The organism is Pseudomonas fontis, from assembly GCF_028656955.1.
GTDB lineage: Bacteria > Pseudomonadota > Gammaproteobacteria > Pseudomonadales > Pseudomonadaceae > Aquipseudomonas > Aquipseudomonas fontis.
Genome location: NZ_JAMDGY010000118.1, coordinates 12,072 through 32,843 on the forward strand (window position 1 = coordinate 12,072; position 20,772 = coordinate 32,843).

Annotated in this window: 13 protein-coding genes; 8 read left to right on the top strand and 5 right to left on the bottom strand. The window is 63.7% G+C overall.

The window, feature by feature from the left end; translation table 11 throughout:
* Positions 1-71 precede the first annotated feature (71 nt).
* On the top strand, positions 72-1,730 hold the full coding sequence (locus M5G11_RS26180; protein ID WP_273913439.1) for a nitrite/sulfite reductase: 1,659 nt from the start codon (positions 72-74) through the stop codon (positions 1,728-1,730).
* Positions 1,714-2,208 carry a DUF934 domain-containing protein gene (locus M5G11_RS26185; RefSeq protein ID WP_273913440.1) on the top strand — a complete coding sequence of 165 codons (495 nt, stop codon included), beginning with the start codon at positions 1,714-1,716 and terminating at the stop codon, positions 2,206-2,208. Before M5G11_RS26180 ends, M5G11_RS26185 begins: the two co-directional genes overlap by 17 nt.
* Before the next feature lie 137 nt (positions 2,209-2,345).
* Here M5G11_RS26185 and M5G11_RS26190 read toward each other — a convergent pair whose 3' ends face one another.
* The 3 genes from M5G11_RS26190 to sohB all read right to left on the bottom strand — a co-directional run bounded on the left by M5G11_RS26190 (position 2,346) and on the right by sohB (position 13,115).
* Entirely contained in the window at positions 2,346-7,232 is a 4,887-nt protein-coding gene (locus M5G11_RS26190; RefSeq protein ID WP_273913441.1) for an NEL-type E3 ubiquitin ligase domain-containing protein, read from the bottom strand.
* Between the two features lie 77 nt (positions 7,233-7,309).
* Complete coding sequence (locus M5G11_RS26195; protein ID WP_273913442.1) at positions 7,310-12,028, bottom strand: dermonecrotic toxin domain-containing protein; 4,719 nt, start codon at positions 12,026-12,028, stop codon at positions 7,310-7,312.
* Positions 12,029-12,098: 70 nt separating this feature from the next.
* Entirely contained in the window at positions 12,099-13,115 is a 1,017-nt protein-coding gene (gene sohB, locus M5G11_RS26200; protein ID WP_273913443.1) for a protease SohB, read from the bottom strand.
* A gap of 198 nt (positions 13,116-13,313) precedes the next feature.
* Here sohB and M5G11_RS26205 point away from each other — a divergent pair, with 198 nt between their 5' ends.
* From M5G11_RS26205 to M5G11_RS26225, 5 genes are all read left to right on the top strand, one after another.
* Positions 13,314-14,024, top strand: coding sequence for a histidine phosphatase family protein (locus M5G11_RS26205; protein ID WP_273913444.1), 711 nt, complete (start codon positions 13,314-13,316; stop codon positions 14,022-14,024).
* 54 nt (positions 14,025-14,078) lie between these two features.
* Positions 14,079-14,396: an SCP2 sterol-binding domain-containing protein gene (locus M5G11_RS26210; RefSeq protein WP_114883460.1), complete on the top strand. Its 318-nt coding sequence runs from the start codon at positions 14,079-14,081 to the stop codon at positions 14,394-14,396.
* 194 nt (positions 14,397-14,590) lie between these two features.
* Entirely contained in the window at positions 14,591-15,658 is a 1,068-nt protein-coding gene (locus M5G11_RS26215; RefSeq protein ID WP_273913445.1) for a phosphotransferase family protein, read from the top strand.
* 22 nt (positions 15,659-15,680) lie between these two features.
* The gene (locus tag M5G11_RS26220) at positions 15,681-16,448 is read left to right on the top strand and encodes an SDR family oxidoreductase (protein ID WP_273913446.1); all 768 of its coding nucleotides are present in this window, start codon (positions 15,681-15,683) and stop codon (positions 16,446-16,448) included.
* A gap of 235 nt (positions 16,449-16,683) precedes the next feature.
* Positions 16,684-17,463: a sulfite exporter TauE/SafE family protein gene (locus tag M5G11_RS26225; RefSeq protein ID WP_273914054.1), complete on the top strand. Its 780-nt coding sequence runs from the start codon at positions 16,684-16,686 to the stop codon at positions 17,461-17,463.
* Here the strand turns inward: M5G11_RS26225 and nudC are convergent.
* Together nudC and M5G11_RS26235 are read right to left on the bottom strand one after the other, a co-directional pair.
* Positions 17,431-18,261 (bottom strand): NAD(+) diphosphatase, encoded by an 831-nt coding sequence (gene nudC, locus M5G11_RS26230; RefSeq protein WP_273914053.1) that lies wholly within the window; start codon positions 18,259-18,261, stop codon positions 17,431-17,433. The genes M5G11_RS26225 and nudC overlap by 33 nt on opposite strands.
* 34 nt (positions 18,262-18,295) lie before the next feature.
* Entirely contained in the window at positions 18,296-19,108 is an 813-nt protein-coding gene (locus M5G11_RS26235; RefSeq protein WP_273914052.1) for a crotonase/enoyl-CoA hydratase family protein, read from the bottom strand.
* Between the two features lie 152 nt (positions 19,109-19,260).
* Between M5G11_RS26235 and nhaB the strand changes: the two genes are divergently transcribed.
* A complete protein-coding gene (gene nhaB, locus M5G11_RS26240; RefSeq protein ID WP_273914051.1) occupies positions 19,261-20,763 on the top strand; it encodes a sodium/proton antiporter NhaB in 1,503 nt (500 codons plus the stop codon).
* The last annotated feature ends 9 nt before the right edge of the window (positions 20,764-20,772 follow it).

Sequence of the window (20,772 nt, forward strand, 5' to 3'; positions counted from 1 at the left end):
GCCTTCGCTCCGCACCGGAGTGCGCGGCCGTGCGCGCGATTAGCTGCAAGCAGCCTGAGAACAGGACCACTATGTACGTATACGACGAGTACGATCAGCGGATCATCGAGGACCGCGTCAAGCAGTTCCGGGATCAGACCCGACGCTACCTGGCCGGCGAGCTGAGCGAAGAAGAGTTCCGCCCCCTGCGCCTGCAAAATGGCCTCTATATCCAACGTTTCGCCCCGATGTTGCGGGTTGCCGTGCCCTATGGCCAGCTGACCTCGCGACAAACCCGGATGCTGGCGAAGATCGCACGCGACTATGACAAGGGCTACGCCCACATCAGTACCCGTCAGAACGTGCAGTACAACTGGCCGGCACTGGAAGACATCCCAGAAATTCTAGCTGAGCTGGCCACCGTGCAGATGCACGCCATCCAGACCAGCGGCAACTGCCTGCGCAACGTCACCACCGACCAGTTCGCCGGCGTGGCCGCCGACGAAGTGATCGATCCGCGCCCCTGGTGCGAGATCGTCCGTCAGTGGACCACCTTCCACCCGGAATTCGCCTACCTGCCGCGCAAGTTCAAGATCGCCATCAACGGTGCCTCCAGCGACCGCGCGGCCATCGAAGTGCATGACATCGGCCTGGAGCCGGTGCACAACGCTGCGGGCGAGCTGGGTTTCCGCGTACTGGTCGGTGGCGGCCTGGGCCGTACCCCGGTGGTCGGCGCCTTCATCAACGAGTTCCTGCCATGGCAGGACCTGCTGAGCTACCTGGACGCCATCCTGCGCGTGTACAACCGTTACGGTCGCCGTGACAACAAGTACAAGGCGCGGATCAAGATCCTGGTCAAGGCCCTGACCCCGGACGTGTTCGCCGAGAAGGTCGAGGCCGAAATGGCTCACCTGCGTGGCGGCAGCACTACCCTGACCGAAGCCGAGGTGCACCGCGTTGCCAAGCACTTCGTCGACCCCGAGTACCTGGCGCTGAGCAACCTCGACAGCGAGCTGGATGCCCTGAACAACGAGCACCCAGGCTTCGCCCGCTGGCGCACGCGCAACACCCTGGCGCACAAGAAGCCGGGCTATGTCGCCGTGACCCTGTCGCTCAAGCCTACCGGCGTCGCCCCGGGCGACCTGACCGACAAGCAGCTGGATGCGGTCGCCGACCTCGCCGAGCGCTACAGCTTCGGCCAGCTGCGCACCTCCCACGAGCAGAACATCATCCTTGCCGACGTCGAACAGCGCCAGTTGCATGCGCTGTGGCTGGAACTGCGTGAAGGCGGCTTCGCCACGCCGAACATCGGCCTGCTGACCGACATCATCTGCTGCCCGGGTGGTGACTTCTGCTCCCTGGCCAACGCCAAGTCGATACCGATTGCCGAATCCATCCAGCGTCGTTTCGACAACCTGGACTACCTGTTCGACATCGGCGAGCTGGACCTGAACATCTCCGGCTGCATGAACGCCTGTGGTCACCACCACGTCGGCCACATCGGCATCCTCGGGGTGGACAAGAAAGGCGAAGAGTTCTACCAGGTATCCCTGGGTGGCAGCGCCAGCCGTGATGCCAGCCTGGGCAAGATCCTCGGCCCCTCGTTCGCCCAGGACGCCATGCCGGACGTGATCGAGAAGCTGATCAACGTGTACGTCGAAAAACGTACCGAAGACGAGCGCTTCATCGACACCTACCAACGTATTGGCATCGACCCCTTCAAGGAGCGCGTCTATGCAGCGAATCATTAAGAACAACCAGATCGTCGACGAAACCTGGCACCTGCTGCCCAAGGACGTGACCCTGGAGCAACTGAGCAACTGCGACGACTACATCGTGCCGTTGCAGCTGTGGCGCGAACACGCCCATGCCCTCAAGGCCCGCGATGGCGGCCTGGGCGTGTGGCTGGACAGCGACGAGGAAGCCGAGGAAATCGGTGACCAGGTGGGCAACTTCCAGGTCATCGCGCTGAACTTCCCGGCCTTCACCGACGGGCGCAACTACTCCAATGCGCGCCTGCTGCGTGACCGCTACCAGTTCAAGGGTGAGCTGCGCGCGATTGGCGACATCTTGCGCGACCAGCTGTTCTACCTGGCCCGCTGCGGTTTCGACGCCTTCGCCATTCGCGCCGACAAGGACCCGGAAGAAGCCCTGCAAAGCCTGCAGGACTTCTCCGTGACCTACCAGGCCGCCACTGACGAGCCGCTGCCGCTGTTCCGCCGGCGCTAAGCGTTGGGTTGAGCAAAAGGCCCCGTTCGCAGGTTGCGAACGGGGCCTTTTGCATTTCAGCGGTTGAGGTCCGGTATTTTCGGGCTCGCATTCGAATGCTGCGCGGGTGGCGGTCCCACCTCCTCAACCCTGCCGGCTCACGGCATCAACACATGCCCCGGCACACTGTTCCAGCGCTCCGCCGTCAGCAGTTCGATCAAACGCTGCTCTTCCACCTGCCGACGCTCGGAAATCGTGGTGGTCTGGCTCAGGAAGCTGCCCTCAGGCATGTGTTCCTTGTCCCGTTCCAACGCTTCCAAACGCAGGTGATAAGGGTTGTTCAACGCCTCGAAACGCTCGCGGTACTGCTGCTTGAGGTAGACCGCCCAGAACTCGCGGGTGGCAATCGCCTGCTTCAATGCCTGCGGTGTTTCCCCGGCGAGCACCTCAAGCCTGGCCGCCTCGGCCTGCGCCGCCGTGACATGGGCCAAGCGGCGAAACAGCATATGCCCCGGCTGCCCCGGCAACTGCAAGGCCTCAGCCAACTGCACCCGATAGGCCAGGCGCACTTCCACTTCATCAACTTCCTGGCCGGCCGCCACACGCTCGGCAATATCACGCAGGGCAATGCGTTCGACGCTGTCCAGCCGCGCCAAGCCCCGCGCCAGCTCCATCAACGCGCCCTCGGAAGCGGGCTGGGTGGCGTGGGTGAGGGCTTCGCGCACCAATTGACGCACCTCCAGCTGGCTGAACACCAGCACCACCCCGTCACCACAGGTTTCGGGGTGCGCGGCGGCCTCGAACAACGAAGCGCGCAGTATGCTGTCTTCGCTCGCCGCCGCCAGCAGGCGCCAGACCCGCTGCTTGAGCTCGGGGTAAGCGCGCTGGAAGTCCGCGGTCTGGCGCAGATCATTGAGCAGTTGGAAGAAATCCTGTGCCCCAGGCTCAGCAATCAAGCCATTCCACAGGGCCTGCGCCTGCCCGGGCAGGCCCTCTTTGGCACCGACCAACCACGGCGCTGCCTGGGCTTCGGGGGACAGTGTTTCAGCCAGGTGAGCCTGTTGCAGCGCTGGCAACACGCCCATCGAAATGCCGGTACGTCGGCTGTAGAGGGCCAGTGCAGACAGGCTGGGTGGGCTCAAGGGGTTACCGGTCAGGAAGGTCGCCCGGTTGATCCGGTCAATCGCCGGCGCCTGCTGCGCGGTGGCCTCCAGCAGTTGCGCTGGTAGCGTGGTGATATGGTTTTCGCGCAGGTCCAGCGCCTCCAGCCGGGTCAACTCGAACACCCCCGGCGGCCAGCTAGCAATCCCGGTGCGGCGCAACATCAGGCCGCGCAGTTGCCGCATCGCCGACACGTCCGGCAGCAGGCCTAATGGGTTGCCATTGAGCTCCAGTACCTTGAGGTTGTGTAGGCGCGAGAGGCTGGCTGCCGATTCGGCATCCAGGACAATGCCGTTGTTTTGCAGGTGCAGCTTAGTCAGCCCGGCCATTTCACCAATCGCCAGCGGCAGGCGAGTGAGGCGATTGTTGCTCAGGCTCAGCCAGCGCAGTTTGGGGAACGCCTGTAGAAAGTCTCCAGGCACCTCGCTCAGGCGCATGCGACCCAGGCGCAGCTCCGCCACATGGGCGAAGTTGCCGGGCAGCGGCGGCAGGCTGTCCAACTCGCGGCCGCCCAGGTCCAGCTTGAACCCGACGAGGCGGCCGTCCCCGGTCACCACCTGTTCCGTCTGTCGACGCCAGCACGCTTCGACGGTTGTCGCCGCCTGCCGCCGTGCCTCAAGCAAGCGCCGCCCTAGCGGCCCCACCTGTTGCCACTCGGGGCCCGCTACCCAACGGGTGAGCGTGCTGCGCAACTGCGTAAGCTCGCCTCGTTGCTGCTCCAGCCAGACCGGCAATTGTGCATCAGCAACCCCAAGGCCATCGAGAAACGCATTGACCTGGGCAACGCTCATCTGCGGATAGAGTTCCTGCACGGCACCAATCATTGCCTTGCCACGGATTCCGCCAACTGCGCCGCGCCCACTCAGGGGATAGCCACGCACGCCCTCCTCCAGGCCCTGTGGTGCCTTGAACCAGGTGTTGCGCGGGCGCAATTGCAGTACCTTGCGAGCGCCCTCACGGTCATTGGTTGCGGCGCGTGCCAATATCTGTTGCAACTGCGCCGGTTGGTCGATAGCGATGCCCAGAGCTGCTCGCTGGTCATCCGGCAATGCATGCAGGATCGCCGCCGGCAGGCGCTCTTCGCCCGCCAGGGCATTGCCGTCGGCGTCGTGCGCCTGGTAACCGTTCGGGCCGCGCACCAGGTATTTGCGCTGTGCAGCGCTCGCCTCGCCGACGCTGTCGAGCAGGGCCCCCTGAACGTGGAATGCGCGAACTTCCAGGCGAATATCGGCGTGCCAGCCCGGCAATTTCTGCAACCCACCGAGCAGCAGGCGCCGAGTATCAGCGGTGTCCGGATACCCCAGCAGCAAACTTTCGCAAGCCCGGTTCAGGCGCAGCTCTTCGAGCAGCCCACGGGCCTGCTCGGCCAGGCGCAGTGGTACCCGTGGCGGGGTCGCCAGCAGTTGTTCATGTTCAAGCTGATCGGCTGCACGTAGCAGCGCGTTGGCAGCGCGCCATGGCAACCCCGGGAAGTCCCGACGTAGCGCCTGCATCGCTGGCTGCGCGGGGGCGATTTCACTGGCATGCAGGCTGTCGAAAACCAGCGCGGGGTTCGCCTGGGCGAAGTCGCTGTAGGCCGCGCGCAACTGCTGCACCCGGTCTTCACCGGCAGCGGCCAGATAGGGGCCGATCAGGGCTTTCTGTTCGCGCTCCTGCAGCAATGCCAGCAGCTCGGGCATGTAGCTGCCTTCACTCAGTTGCGCCGCGCTGATCAGCAACCTGCGCTCCTCACTCGCGCGGGCAACCCCATAACTAACGCCTTCGACCACCTCCAGCACAACACCGGATGGCCAGCCGGGCATGTGCGTGAGCAACGCCAGCGGCACCTCGGTGGCCGCCGGTGGCAGCAACGGTCCATGACGCAACAGTGGCTGCAGCTCACGAACCTGGGCATGCAGACGCCAACGCATCAGGCTCTCGTCGAGCAACGCCGGCAGCGGCTCGGCGTTGACGTGCAAACGGCGCAACCGCGCATCGTCGATGCCGGTGACCTGGGCCACTTGTTGCAGGTCGTCATCACTGAGCCCGTCGACCACATGTCCAAGGCGCCGCCACAAGGTCAGCCCTTCCCAGCTAGCGGGCTTTTCTCCCAACGCCTGCCAGGCACCGTTGCCGTTGTGGCGCAACACCGGACGGTAGGCGAGCGGATCGTCGGGGTGAGGAATGCACCAGTCGCCCTCCGGGTTCATCTCGATCCTGTGTGCGCGCTCAGCGATCCGCACATAACGGCTGCCCTCGACCTGGTACTGGCCTTGTCCATCAGGCGTGACGCCTGCCAGGCTCACGTCACTGGCGTAGGGTCCCAGGTCTACCCGCCACAGCCGCCCCTGGCCATCGGGCAGGCTGACACGGCTCAGGCCATCAAGCAGATCGCTGCTCTGCGGGCTCGGTACCGCACCGCTCACCAGGCCCATCCCGGCGATGAATGCCAGGTTCAGTGCCACCGATCCAAGGTGCTCAAATGCTTCGTCGAGATCGCCCTGCTCCCAGGCCTGCGCGCCTTCGATCACTTCATTGACCAGTTGCACCGCTGCCACCCCCGCCATCACCTCGCCCAGGCCCGGCACGAAGAACGCCGCGGCATTGAGCAGGTTGAACCCGATGCTCTCCCAGTACGCCAGGCGGGCCAGGCGCGCCTGTTCATCGGCGTCGCTGCTGGGCACCGCCAGCAGGCGTGCATCGGCCTTGAGCCGTTGCACGTGATCATCCTGCATCTGCTCGAACACATCGCCCTGCACGTCCCGTTCGCGCAGATACAAGCGGGCCTTGGGGTTGGGTTGTTGCTCGAACACCCCATGGGCGTTTTCCACCAACTGGTACAGCGCCTCTTCCAGCCGCGCCATGACATGGGCACGCCCGGCCTGTGGCACGTAGCGGCGCAACAAGGCCTGATACACCGGCGAGAGCAGGTTGATGCGCAGGTCCTCCCGGGCCGCCTGCGCTGACGGATATTCCTTGAGCGGATACAGCGGCGCACCCGGCAGGTAGAGGATCACCGGCTCGACCTGCGCACTGCCTTGGCGTTCGGCGCTGATGATCAACACTTCGGACAGCGGCGTATTGAACATCTGCAACTGGCTGCAACGCGCCGGCTTGCCATTGAACAAGGGCCGCTGCTCGCCAGCCAGCAGCGCGGTCAAGGTCTGCTGCGCCGCAGCGCTGATTTCGCCCTTCATGCGGGCGCTCTGCACCCGCAAGCGCAACTGGTCCTTGTAGGCGGTGATCGACTGTTCGCGCAGCGTGGCCTTGTGCTCCGCAGCGTCGAATACTTCGGCCAGGTGCCGCTGGTATTGCCCGCCCAGGTCCAGCTCATGGCACAGCTGGGCAAAACGCTGCGCACTGAGGGCCAGGGTGCTGCTGAAACGGTAGGTGAAACGTGGATAACCCTGCTCGGAGCCCGGCACCAATTCCATCTGTAAGGCGTCCTCGGGGGCCAGCGCCGTGCCGGCCTCGAACAGCGCATCGCTGGCAAAGTTCTGCAAGGCGGCCTGCAACAGGCTTTGCTCCTGGGCGACCGTGCGCAGCATCGAGCCGAACACGGCGGGCTCGCGGCGGATCTGCACGAACACGTTGTGATTCACCTCCAACGCCGTGCCCAGTTCGCTGCTCAGGCGTGCCTTGAGCAAAGGCTCGGCGAACTCGGCGATACCCTTGAAGCCTTTGAGTGTGCGGGCCAGCACGTGGCGGGACTGGCGGCTGCGCGCCTGCAAGTCGAGCAGTACCTGCTGCTCGCTGGCACTGGCCCGAGTGAACCAGTTACCGCTGAGGGGCTGTTGCGTGCGGCGCAAGGTGTGCAGATCGGCGGCGGTGCAGTACTTGAGCCATTCAGGTAAACGGCGGGCAATGAACGGGCCATGCAGGCCTGGAACGGATACTGAGGACATCAGGGTGTCTCCTGTGACGGGAAAGGCCACAGGAGAACCGCCAGCGCCACCGGCCGGGCGCTACATATTGCTTGGCACTAGCCTTTCAGGGCAAACGAACGGGTCAGGCTGAGGATCAGTTCCGTTTCGGCCGCAGCGTGGGCGTCGCGCAGCGCATTGGCTGCTACCAGATAGCGGCCATCGTCCAGGGCCAGCCGGCGCAACTGACCCTGGGCATCCAGCAGGGGCTCGCTGAAGAACTCGCCCAACACGTTGCGCACACTCACGTCCAGTTTGCCCAGCGGTGCCTGCGAGGCGTCCAGGCAAGCGTCCAGGTACTCGAGCCCACTGAACCAGAAGGCCGTCAGCACCTCGAACTGCGGCGCAAAACGCTGCTTGAGAAAACGCTGCCAACCGGACTGTTCGACCAGCCAGGGCTGACGCAGTGCCTGCGTGTCGTTCCGGGCCACCGTCTGCACCACTGACCACGCGGTGTCTGCCGAGAGGTTGGCCAGGTTGTCGTAGTGCATGCCGCGCGAGGGCTCGGGGTAGTCAAGTTCACGCGCCAGGTCCTGGCGCAGCGCCAGGCGGATCTCGATATCGTCGACGCTGTGCCTGATCAACTGTTCATCACCGATGTCATCGAGCGGGTCCAGCGCCGGCGCCGGCAGGTGCTCCAGCAGCGCCGCACGACGCAGCTCACGGCGCAGCGCCAGGCGATCCGCCAGGCGCTGCACTTCGTTGCGCCGGAACAGCTGCCGGTACAGGTGCAGCAATGCGTTGGCATGCTCGCTTTCACTGCCCGCCTCCATGCTGCAGCGATAGGCCAGGATCGCCACTTCCAGTTCACTGAAGGCGTCTGCCCCGGCATCACCGCAGGTGGCCGGGAAGCGCGCGGCGATCTCCACCAGTTCATCGCGCAGCGCGCTCTCCTGCTCCACCTGCTCGAGCATCGCCCAGACCCGGCGACGCAGGTCCACGCCGTTCTGGGCGAACTCTCTGGACAGGCTCAACGTGCTCAAGACACTTCTCAGCGGTGCATTGGTAGCGTCATCGAACAGGCAGCGCCAGAGTGTTCGCTGCTCGGTGCTGGCGCCCAGCAGCCAGTCTTCGGTCAGCATCACCAGTTGATTGCCCTGGCGCTCGAAACCGAGGGATTGCAACTGCGCACTGCTGTCTTCGTCCAGCGGGTTTTCGCTCAGGTGCAGCCAGGAAGTGCGGTGGTCCTGCATCTGCAACTGTGCGCCGAAACGCGTGGCGGCTAGGTCCGGCAACTGGCGGATTTCGTTGTCGCCCAAATCAACTCGGCGCAAGGCGTAGTCGTCCCGGTCCATCAATGCACTGAGCCCGGCCGGCCATTCGCTCAGCCGGCAGCCCACCAGTTGCACCTCCTGCAACTGCACCAGCGCCGCCAGTTCTGGCGCCAGCGTCAACGGATTGTGCGACAGCACCAGGTGGCGCAGTTGGGTAAATCCGGAAAATGCCTGGGCAGTCGCCGGGCTCAGCATGATCTGGTTGAAACCCAGGTCCAGCTCGTCAAGCCGCAGGCCGGCAAGTGCCTCAAGCTCTGCCATACCGAAGGTCAGGCGGTTGTTGTTCAGGCGCAGCGTCTGCAACCTGCGCAAGCCTTCCAGCGGGGCAAACAACAGGTCATTGCTGTACAGGCGGTTCTGGCTCAGGTCCAGCGAACGCAAGCGGGGCAGACGACCCACTGCCACCGGAAGGGCCGACAATCTATTGAGCTGCAGTGAGAGCTCGCGCACCTGGCCGAAGGCCCGCAGAAAGCCTTCCGGTACATCGGTTAGGGTCATGCCGCTCAGGTTCAGCACCTCGATATGTTCGAAGCGGGCATCAAGTGTGGGCAGGTAGCGCACATGCCAGCGCGACAGATCCAGCACCGAGACCTGTGGCCCCTCACCGGCACGGCGCCATGCCTGGCGGATGCGCACATTAATCGCCGTACGGGCGGCACTTTCAACCGGGTTGTGGTGCTCTTCGGCGACCCACAGGTTCAAAGTCTGCTCCAGCGTCGAGTACTCGTGTTCCAGAGCGGCGATCGCCCTGTCCAGATCAAAACCGGTCGTGCGCAGCCGGCCGCGTAACTGCTGAACCTCGCGCAGCCTCATGTGCGGGTAAAGCGCGCGCAAGCGGCGGATGGTTGCCGAAAAGCGGCTGACCGCCCCACCCATCGGGTAGCCGACACGCCCATCAGCCAGGCGCATGGGCGCGCGCAGCCAGGGGCGGATCGGCTGCTGACCCAGCAGGTGTGAAGCCCGCGCTCGGTCAGTCACGGCCCGTGTGAATACGGCCTCGGCCAGCGCCTCATGCGCATGAATCTGCAGCCCCAGCGCGTCGCGCTCCGCGTCCGGCAACGCCCTGAGCAGGGCCTTGAACAGCGGTTCGTCCATGGCCAGCTCACCTTCGGCAACATCGTATACGTCATAACGTTTGGCTTGACGCACCAGTGTCTTGAATTCGCCATCAGGCCGACCTACCGCCGTCTGCAACGGGCCGTTCAAGGAGAACTCACGCACCTCAAGGCGCACATTACCGGTCCAGCCGGGCAACGTCGGCAGTAACTGCAAGGCCAGGCGCTCACTGTCACGGCTAGCCAGCCGGGGCTCGGCCAAGCCCAGCAGGGCACGGTTGAGGCGAACCTGGCGTTGATATCGCCGCGCCTCCTCGGCCAGCCTCAACGGCACCCGCCCCTTGGCCTGCACCAGCATGCGGCGGTCGGCGCTTGGGGCGTGCTCGACCAGTTCGCGTACCGCCTCTTGTGGCAGCAGCGCAAAGTCTCTGCTCAAGCGCTGCTCCTCGAATGTCAGGGCCGGCCCGGCCGGGTGATGAATGCCCGTAACGGTTTGCAACTGCTGCAATGCATCTGCCAGCAAGGGTGGAATCCGCTCATGATTCAAGTGCATCTGGCGTAGAACCGCGTCGTCGATCCCGCTGATCTGCCCCGCCTTGAGCAGCAACGCATCATCCAGCCCCTGCGTGCGATGGCCGATGCGCCGCAGCAACTGCACGCGCGACCAGAGCAAGGGCGTTTCGCCTTCGACGTGCCAAACCCCCTGGCCATTGCCGTGTACGGCAGGTGCATAGGCACTGTGGTCTGAGGGGTGTTCCAGGCGCCATTGGCCGTCGCCCGCCGAGGCAAGCTGAAGATTGTGCCCATCGATGCGGATGAACGTCTTGTCGGCCAATACGTACTGGCCGTGGGCATTCGCGCGGATACCGCTCAAGTCGACATCGCAAGCATAGGGTGCCAGCGCCGGCTGCCACAAGCGGGTTTGCCCATCGGGGCGCACTACCCGCAGCAGGTCGTCCATCAGCCTGCTGGGCACGACCTTCGCCAGCCCATGCCCGGCCAGGCCTATGCCAGCCATGACCGCCATGTTCAGGCCGACCGCTTCAAGGTGGGCCCAGGCCTCGTCGCGGTCGCCACTGGCCCAGGCCTGCGCCCCTTCGATCACCTCATTGATCAATTGCACACCAGCGACCGCCGCCATCACCTCGCCCAGGCCCGGGACAAAGAATGCGGCAACATTGAGCACGTCCAGCCCGATGTTCTCCCAGAACGCCAACCGCTCGCGCCGGGCCTTTTCGTCGGCACTGGCGCTGGGCACCGCCAACACCTGGGCATCGCCCCGGATGCGTTGCAAGTGGCGGGTATACAGATTGCCGAACAACTCGCCTTCGATGGGGATCTCTTGCAGGTGCAGGCTTGTGCGGGTGTCGGGATGCTCCAGCAGTTTGTCCAGGCGTGAGCAGAAGTAAGCCTGATCAGCCTGCGCGACAGTGCGCTTGAGCTGGGTTTGAAAGGCCTCCACACGCAAGTCGCGCCTCAGCGCCTCGCGCGCAGCTTGTGCAGAGGGGTACTCCTTGAGTACGGCGGTTGGCGACCCGGGCATATACACCAGCACCGGCTCGACCTGCAGGCTGCGCAAACGGTCGGCGCTGAATATCAGTATCTCGGCCAAGGGCGCCTTGAACATCTCCACCTGGGCGCAGCGCACCGGCTGGCCATGGAACAGTGCCGTGGTGCGGCCTGCGAGCAAGTCAAAGAGCATCTGCCGCGCCGGTTCGCTGATGTCCCCATGCATGAACGCAAGTTGGGCAGCAACCCTCAACTGATCCTGGTACACGGCAACCCAGGCACTGCGCAACTGGGTGCGACGCTCCGGCGCGTCATATACCTCGCTCAGGTGCCGTTGATACTGCCCACCCAAATCGAGCTGATGACACAGGCGGGCAAACGCCTGGGGGTCGATATTCAAGATCCGGGCGAAGTGGTACTGCTTCTGCGGCTGCGCGCGGGTATCGCCAGGAACCGGCCGCAGGCTGAAGGCGCCCTGGGGTGTCAGGGCGGTGCCCTGGTCAAAGCGCGCCGTTGCGGCGAAATTCTGCAAGGCGGCCTGCAACAGGCTTTGCGAGTGGGCGACGGTCCTGAGCATAGGGCCGAGCAGGATCGGTTCGTAGTGGATCAACACGAACTGATCGTTATGCATATCCAGCTCGCTGCTCAACTCACTGGCCAAGCACGCCTTGAACAACGGCTCGGTGAATTCGGCGATGCCCTGCAAGCCCTTGAGCAGGGTTGCCAGCGTCTGGGTCGAACGTCGGCAACGGGCCTGATCATCGCGCAGGCGCTTGAGTTCGGCCGAGGGTGCCGGGTTGGCATCATCTGGTTGCAGATCACGCTGACGCTCGCGCAGGCGCTTGAGGTCTGCCGGGGTCGCGTACTTGAGCCAGCCCGGAAGCTGACGTTGGAGGAAGGGGCCATGCAGGCCGGGGACAGTAAAAGACGGGGTGGGCATAAGGGCCTTCCTGCGATGAATGAATCGACAGGAAAGCCGCTCAGGTTGCCGGCCAGGCACTACATAATGCTTAGCGCCAGCGGCTCAACTTGCTCCACAGGCCCAGCACGGTGTTCTCGATGGACCCGCTGGCCGCCAGCCCTACCCGCTCCTGCAGGCTTTTGCGCTCGGCAAAGTGCAGGTGGTACAGGTTGGAATCACGGGCGCGCTCGCTCAGGTACTCGTCGCTGGTTTTCAGCTCGTCGACCAGTTGCTTGTTCAGTGCGGCCACGCCCAACCAGACTTCGCCAGTCGCCACGTCATCCATGTGCAGCTGTGGGCGATACCGCGAGACGAAATCCTTGAACAGCTGATGGGTGATGTCCAGGTCTTCCTGGAACTTCTCCCGGCCCTTCTCGGTGTTCTCGCCAAACACGGTCAGGGTGCGCTTGTATTCGCCGGCGGTGAGCACTTCAAAGTCGATGTCGTGTTTTTTCAGCAGGCGGTTGACGTTGGGCAACTGGGCCACCACGCCAATCGAGCCGACCACGGCAAACGGCGCACTGATGATGCGCTCGGCAATGCAGGCCATCATGTAGCCGCCGCTGGCCGCCACCTTGTCGATGCACACGGTCAACGGCACGCCGGCCTGACGGATACGCGCCAGTTGCGAGGAGGCCAGGCCATAGCTGTGGACCATGCCGCCGCCACTCTCGAGGCGCAGCACCACTTCGTCACGCGGGGTGGCCAGGGTCAGCAATGCGGTGATCTCGTGGCGCAGGCTGTCGGTGGCCGAGGCCTTGATGTCGCCATCGAAATCCAGCACGAACACCCGGGGTTTTTCCTCGGGGTTTTTCTTCAGCTGCTTTTCAGCCTTGCCCTGCTGCTTGCGCAGGGCCTTGAGCTGGGCCTTGTCGAGCAGGCTCGACTCCAGGCGCTCGCGCAGCTCCTTGTAGAACTCGTTGAGACGGGTGACCTGCAATTGCCCACCGGCCTTGCGCCGCCCCTTGCCACGCAACCCGGCGATGGCTGACAGCACCACCAGAAGCGCGATCACCAGGGTCGCGGTCTTGGCGAGAAAGCTTGCGTATTCGGCCAAAAACTCCACAGTAACTCCTTAACATGCCTGCGCCCGTGCGGCGCGAAAACGATAGTCAAGCATACCGGCGCCGTTGTAGCCCTGCCAATGAGTGAAATGTCTGGCAACGCAGTTCAAACGCTCTTTTCAAACGCTTGTATGTTTTTTCGTTGACAGCCTGTCAACGGCGACCTAACCTCGCCAAATCCTTCCAACCAGGCGGACGACGTGGGCAGTATCTACCTGATTCGACATGGCCAGGCCTCCTTCGGTGCAGACGACTACGACGTCCTCTCCCCGGTGGGTCTGCGTCAGAGCGAAGCCCTCGGCGACCATCTGGCCCAACTGGGCTTGCGCCTGGACCGCTGCATTGCCGGCGACCTGCGCCGCCAGCAAGACACCGGTCGCCTGGCTCTGGCCCGGATGCAGGCGAGCGGTGCTGCACTGCCAGCGCTGGAAACCGATGCCGCCTTCAACGAATTCGATGCCGACGCGATGATCCGCGCGCTGATCCCCGGCCTGTTGCCGCACGAGCCCGAAGCCTTGCACGTATTGCGCAACGCCAGGGACAACCGCAGCGAGTTCCAGCGCCTGTTCGCCCTGCTGATCGAGCGCTGGCACAGTGGCGAGCACGACTGCGAAGGGCTGGAAAGCTGGCAGGGGTTTGTTGCACGGGTCAACGACGGTTTACAGCGGGTGCTGCAACAGGCCGGCCACGGCGACAACATTGCGATCTTCACCTCCGGCGGCACCATTGCCGCCCTGCTCCACCTGATTACCGGAATCACCGCCTGTCAGGCGTTTACCCTGAACTGGCAGATCATCAACACCTCGCTGAGCCAACTGAAGTTTCGCGGCAGCGAGGTCACCCTGGCTTCCTTCAACAGCCAAGCCCATGTGCAGCTGTTGAGGACGCCGGAACTCATCACCTATCGATGAGCCGGCCCCCTACGACCTTGTCGGTCGCTGAAATCACTTAATAAGGAATGCACCATGACTTCTGTAGCTGATGCCGTTAAGGCCATGCAAGCCAAGTTCAACCCAGCCGCTGCTGCCGGCCTGGACCTGGTATTCGGTTTCAACATCACCGACGAAGACAAACAATACGCACTGATCGTCAAAGACGGCACCTGCGACATCCAGGAAGGTGAAAACGCCGACGCCAACTGCACCCTGGTGCTGGACAGCGAAACCCTGAAAGGTATCGTCAGCGGTGAAACCGACGGCATGCAGGCCTTCATGGGCGGCAAGCTGCGCGTTGAAGGCGACATGATGCTGTCGATGAAACTCAGCGAGCTGTTCCCGGCCTAAGCCCTGCGCTGATGCCGACAAAAACCGAAGCCTTGAACCGCTTCGGTTTTTTTTCACCCGGATTTTTTGCCCGGCATCAGGTGCGTTGATCGACCGGCAACACGCCCGCCTATAAGGCTACCCGGCGCTTGTCCGGCCCCGCTGTGAGAATTAGATTAGCCAATAGTAATCAGCTTTCAGAATAAGGGATCAGCATGACGCTCACCGACCAGTCCACCCAGGTTCGCCCCGGCGAAGAACTCGATGTCGCCTTGATCGACCCTTACCTCAAGGCCCACATTGCGGGCCTGAGCGGCGTGCCCTCCATCAGCCAGTTCCCTGGCGGTGCGTCGAACCTGACCTACCTGCTGCAATACCCCGAGCGCGAGTTCGTGTTGCGTCGCCCGCCGTTCGGGCACAAGGCCAAGTCGGCCCACGACATGGGCCGCGAGTTTCGCATCCTCAACCAGCTCAACAACGGCTTCCCGTACTGCCCCAAGGCCTACGTGCACTGCACCGACGAGTCGTTGATCGGGGGTGAGTTCTACGTCATGGACCGGGTCAAGGGCATCATCCTGCGCTCGGATATCCCCGCCGAGCTGGGCCTGGATGCCACGCGTACCGAGGCGCTGTGCAAGAGCTTCATCGACCGCATGGTCGAGTTGCACCAGGTGGACTACAGCGCCTGCGGCCTGGCCGACCTGGGCAAGCCCGAAGGCTACGTGCAGCGCCAGATCGAAGGCTGGGCCAGCCGCTACGAAACAGCCCTGACCCCGGACGCGCCGCGCTGGGAGAAGGTGATTGCCTGGCTGCGCGAGAAGATGCCCGCCGATCACCCGCGCCCGGGGATCATCCACAACGACTACCGTTTCGACAACGTCATCCTCGATGCCGAGAACCCGATGCGCATCATCGGCGTGCTCGACTGGGAGATGACCACCATCGGCGACCCGCTGATGGACCTGGGCAACACCCTGGCCTACTGGATCGAAGCCGATGACCCGGCGCCGGTGCAACTGATGCGCCGCCAGCCGAGCAATGCGCCGGGCATGCTGACCCGTCGCCAGTTCGTCGACTACTACGCCGAGCGCGCGGGCATTGCCATCGACAACTACGACTTCTACTACACCTATGGCTTGTTCCGCCTGGCCGGGATCGTCCAGCAGATCTACTACCGTTTCTTCCATGGCCAGACCCAGGACAAGCGCTTCGCGCAGTTCATCCAGATGAACAAGCTGCTGGAGCACATGAGCCTGCAGGTGATCGGCAAATCCAGCCTCTGACGACTACAACAAGGAAAACACCATGTCCAAGACCCAACTGTTCGACCTTGACGGCAAGATCGCGTTTGTCTCCGGTGCCAGCCGTGGCATTGGCGAGGCCATCGCCCACCTGCTGGCGCAGCAGGGTGCCCATGTGATCGTCTCCAGCCGCAAGCTCGAGGGTTGCCAGCAGGTGGCCGAGGCGATCATCGCGGCGGGCGGCAAGGCGACCCCGGTGGCTTGCCATATCGGCGAGATGGAGCAGATTACCCAGGTGTTCGCCGGTATTCGCGAGCAGTTCGGGCGCTTGGACATTCTGGTGAACAACGCCGCGACCAACCCGCAGTTCTGCAATGTGCTGGACACTGACCTGAGTGCCTTCCAGAAGACCGTGGACGTGAACATTCGTGGGTACTTCTTCATGTCGGTGGAAGCCGGCAAGCTGATGCGCGAGAGCGGCGGTGGCAGCATCATCAACGTGGCGTCGATCAATGGCGTATCGCCGGGGGTGTTCCAGGGCATCTACTCGGTGACCAAGGCGGCGGTGATCAACATGACCAAGGTGTTTGCCAAGGAGTGCGCGCCGTTCGGCATTCGTTGCAACGCGCTGCTGCCGGGGCTGACCGACACCAAGTTTGCCTCGGCGCTGGTGAAGAACGAGGCGATCCTCAATACCGCGCTGCAGCAGATCCCGCTCAAGCGCGTGGCTGATCCGAAGGAGATGGCCGGGGCGGTGTTGTACCTGGCGAGTGATGCGTCAAGCTACACCACTGGGGTGGCGCTGAATGTGGATGGGGGCTTCCTGTCCTGACACGCTCACCGCTCTTGTAGCCGCTGCCGCAAGGCTGCGCTCGCCTGCGCAGCAGGCGCCGCCTTTGGGAGCCCTAACGGACTCCAGCGCAGCCTCACGGCAGCGGCTACAAATTGTGCATGGCAATACGAGCAGTCCCGCGATAGAGCCCTGACAGACAGCGGCGATCTCCTTTACCATATCGACCCTTAGGCGCAGCGCCTTCTTCTGCGCCCAGTCGATTAAGCCCAAGCCCATGCCCTTCGAACTCAGCGTAGACCTCACCACCCTCGCCATTCTCGCCGTCGTTGCCTTCGTCGCCGGTTTCATCGATGCCATCGCCGGTGGCGGCGGCCTGCTGACCACCCCCGCGCTGCTCACCGCCGGCATGCCACCGCACCTGGTACTGGGCACCAACAAGCTCAGCTCGACCTTCGGCTCAGCCACCGCCAGCTTCACCTACTACCGACGCAAGCTGTTCCACCCCAAACAATGGCGCCACGCCCTGGTCGGCACCCTCGTCGGCGCCCTGATCGGCGCCGTGGTCGCCCACTACCTGCCGGCCGAATGGCTGAACAAGATGCTCCCGGTGATCGTCTTCGCCTGCGGCGTCTACCTGCTGTTCGGCGGCACGCCGAAAGCACCGCTGGACGCCGACATCCCGGTGAAGAAGAAGTGGCAACTGCCGCAAGGCTTCACCCTGGGCTTCTATGATGGCGTCGCCGGCCCCGGCACCGGCGCCTTCTGGACCGTCAGCTCGCTGCTGCTCTACCCCATCGACCTGGTCAAGGCCAGCGGCGTGGCGCGCAGCATGAACTTCGTCAGCAACGCCGCCGCCCTGTCGGTGTTCATCTTCTCCGGCCAGGTGGACTGGCTGGTGGGCCTGTCGATGGGGTCGGCACTGATGGTCGGCGCGTTCTTCGGCGCACGCACCGCCATCAAGGGTGGCAGCAAGTTCATCCGCCCGGTGTTCATCACCGTGGTGTTGGCGCTGACCGTGCGCCTAGCGTGGCAGCACTGGTTCGGCCAGGCCTAAGCGCCGCGCCACATACAGGTCGATCAGGTAACGGGCAATCGAGCGCCCCGCCGGCAACGGCGGCAGCGCATCGATGCGGAACCACTGGGCGTCCTCGATCTCGTCCGGCTGCATGACGATTTCGCCACCGGCATATTCGGCATGGAAACCCAGCATCATCGAATGCGGGAACGGCCAGCACTGGCTGCCGACGTACTGGATGTTGCTGACCTCGATCGCCACTTCCTCGCGCACCTCGCGCACCAGGCAATCCTCCGCCGATTCGCCCGGCTCGGCAAAGCCGGCCAGGGTGCTGTAGACCCCCGCGACAAAGCGTGGTGAACGCGCCAGGAGGATTTCATCGCCACGGCTGATCAGCACGATCATGCTCGGCGAAATGCGCGGGTAGCTGCGCAGCTCGCACGGCGCGCAGTACATCGCCCGCTCCCAGTGGATCTGCTCCATCGCCTGGCCGCAGCTCCCGCAAAAACGGTGCTCGCGGGCCCAGGTGGCGATCTGCGCGGCGTAGCCAAGGATCTTGTAGGTATCGAAGTCGCCTTCGAGCATGAACTGGCGCAGGCCGCGCCAGCTGCAGCCCGGCACGCTTTGCGGGGCGCGCAGCTCCAGCAGGAACACCGGCTGGCCGTCGTAGTGGCCAATGCCGTGTTCGAACAGAACGTCCAGTTCCTGGCGCTTGAGCCAGTCGCGCGGGAACAGCGCGCCGTTGCCGTCCACCAGAAAGCCCTCGGCACAGCGGGCAACCGCCCAGCCCCCGGTGATCGTCGTATCCAGTACCGCAGTGGTCCAGCGCGCTGACATGTTCCCCATCCTTATTGCCCCGACGCCTGATGCCTCAGTCGTCGAAGGTCGGTTTTTGTTTGCTCATGCCGGCGGCGACCGCCACCCGCAGGTCGGTGGATTGCAGCATGGCGGCGTTCCAGGTGGCAATGTATTCCAGCCCGTCGTCGATCCGGTGATCGCGCATGTAGCTGAGCATCTCCTTGGTGCCGGCCACGGCAATGGGCGATTTTCCCGCAATTTCGGCGGCAATGGCAAAGACGCCGTCCATCAGGCTGGCATGGTCGGCGTAGGTGCGGTTGACCAGGCCGATCTGCCGCGCCTCTTCGGCCTCCACGGTACGCCCGGTGTAGGCCAGCTCACGCAGCAGGCCGTCGCCGATGATACGCGGCAAACGTTGCAGGGTGCCGACATCGGCGGCCATGCCCATGTCGATTTCCTTGATCGAGAACTGCGCGTCGCTGGCGGCATAACGCATGTCGCAGGCAGCAATCAGGTCGATGGCGCCGCCGATGCAGTAGCCCTGGATGGCCGCCAGCACCGGCTTGCGGCAGTTGTCGACGGCGTTGAACGAGGCCTGCATCTGCAGGATCTTGCGCCGCAGCAAGCGCGCGTTGCGGCCGACGTCCTTGCCCAGCTCGTTGGCCACCGAGGCCAGCAGCATCAGGTCGATACCCGAGGAGAAATGCTTGCCCGCGCCGCTGATCACCACCACGCGCACGGCGTCGGTTTCATCGATCCACTGGAAGATCTCGACGATCTCGCTCCAGAACGCCGCGTTCATGGCGTTGATCTTTTCCGGGCGGTTGATCTGCACATGGGCGATATTGTTCGTCAGTTCGACCTTGAACGCGCTGTATTCGGTCACGGGGAGCACTCCTTGGGCTGAAAACGGATGATCGGCGGACTATATCGCACTCCCAGGGCCGCACTTGTGCCAAATCCGGGACTATCAGTCCTTGATCTTGCCGGGCACATGGGGCAAGTTGCGCAGCTGTTGAATTATAAGGAAACACTTTCATGCCCCGCTCCCTGGCCGGCGCCCTGGCCCACAACTTCCTCGGACAGTCGCCGCGCTGGTACAAGGCCACCTTGTGCCTGTTCCTGCTGCTCAACCCCCTGTTGCTGTTCACCCTGGGCCCGGTAGTCACCGGCTGGGTGCTGGTGGTGCAGTTCATCTTCACCCTGGGCATGGCGCTCAAGTGCTACCCGCTGATGCCGGGCGGCCTGCTGATGGTCGAAGCGTTGCTGCTGGGCATGACCACGCCGCAAGCGCTGTATGACGAGCTGCAACACAACTTCCCGGTGATCCTGCTGCTGATGTTCATGGTTGCCGGCATCTACTTCATGAAGGATTTGCTGCTGTTCCTGTTCTCGCGGATCCTCCTCGGGGTGCGCTCCAAGACCGTGCTGGCCTTGCTGTTCTGCTTTCTCTCGGCGTTCCTCTCGGCGTTCCTCGATGCCTTGACCGTAACCGCAGTGATCATCAGTGCTGCCGTGGGCTTCTATTCGGTGTATCACCGCGTGGCCTCGGGGGCCAACCCGCGTGGCGAAGCGCAGATCGACAGCGACCAGCAGATCACCGAAATGGCCCGGGAAGACCTGGAGCAGTTTCGCGCCTTCCTGCGCAGCCTGCTGATGCATGGCGCGGTGGGCACCGCACTGGGCGGCGTGTGCACCCTGGTGGGCGAGCCACAGAACCTGCTGATCGGCCACGAGATGGGCTGGCACTTCGCCGAGTTCTTCCTCAAGGTCGCGCCGGTGTCGTTGCCGGTGCTGGCGGCGGGCCTGGTGACCTGCGTGCTGTTGGAAAAACTGCGCTGGTTCGGCTATGGCACCCTGCTGCCAGACAGCGTGCGCCAGGTGCTGGCGGCTTATGCCGCCGAAGACGATGCCGAGCGCACCACGCAGCAACGCGCGGCGCTGGTGGTGCAAGGCATTGCGGCGTTGATCCTGATTGTCGGCCTGGGCTTGCACGTGGCCGAAGTCGGCTTGATCGGCCTGCTGGTGATTGTGCTGATTACCGCGTTTACCGGGATTACCGACGAGCACCGGCTGGGCCGGGCGTTCCATGACGCCATGCCGTTCACCGCATTGCTGGTGGTGTTTTTTGCGGTGGTGGCGGTGATTCATCAGCAGCAGTTGTTCAGCCCGCTGATCCAGGCGGTACTGGCGCTGCCGGCAGACCAGCAGCCAGGCATGCTGTTTATTGCCAATGGCTTGTTGTCGGCGATCAGTGACAACGTGTTTGTCGCGACGATCTACATCACCGAGGTGAAACAGGCGTTTCTCAATGGCGGCATGAGCCGTGAGCATTTCGAGACGCTGGCGGTGGCGATCAATACCGGGACCAACCTGCCAAGCGTGGCGACACCGAATGGACAGGCGGCGTTCCTGTTCCTGCTGACGTCGGCGATTGCACCGTTGATTCGGCTGTCGTACGGGCGGATGGTGTGGATGGCGATGCCCTACACCGTGGTCATGGGTGGGCTGGGGTGGTGGGCGGTGACGTACTGGCTGTAACTGCAATGC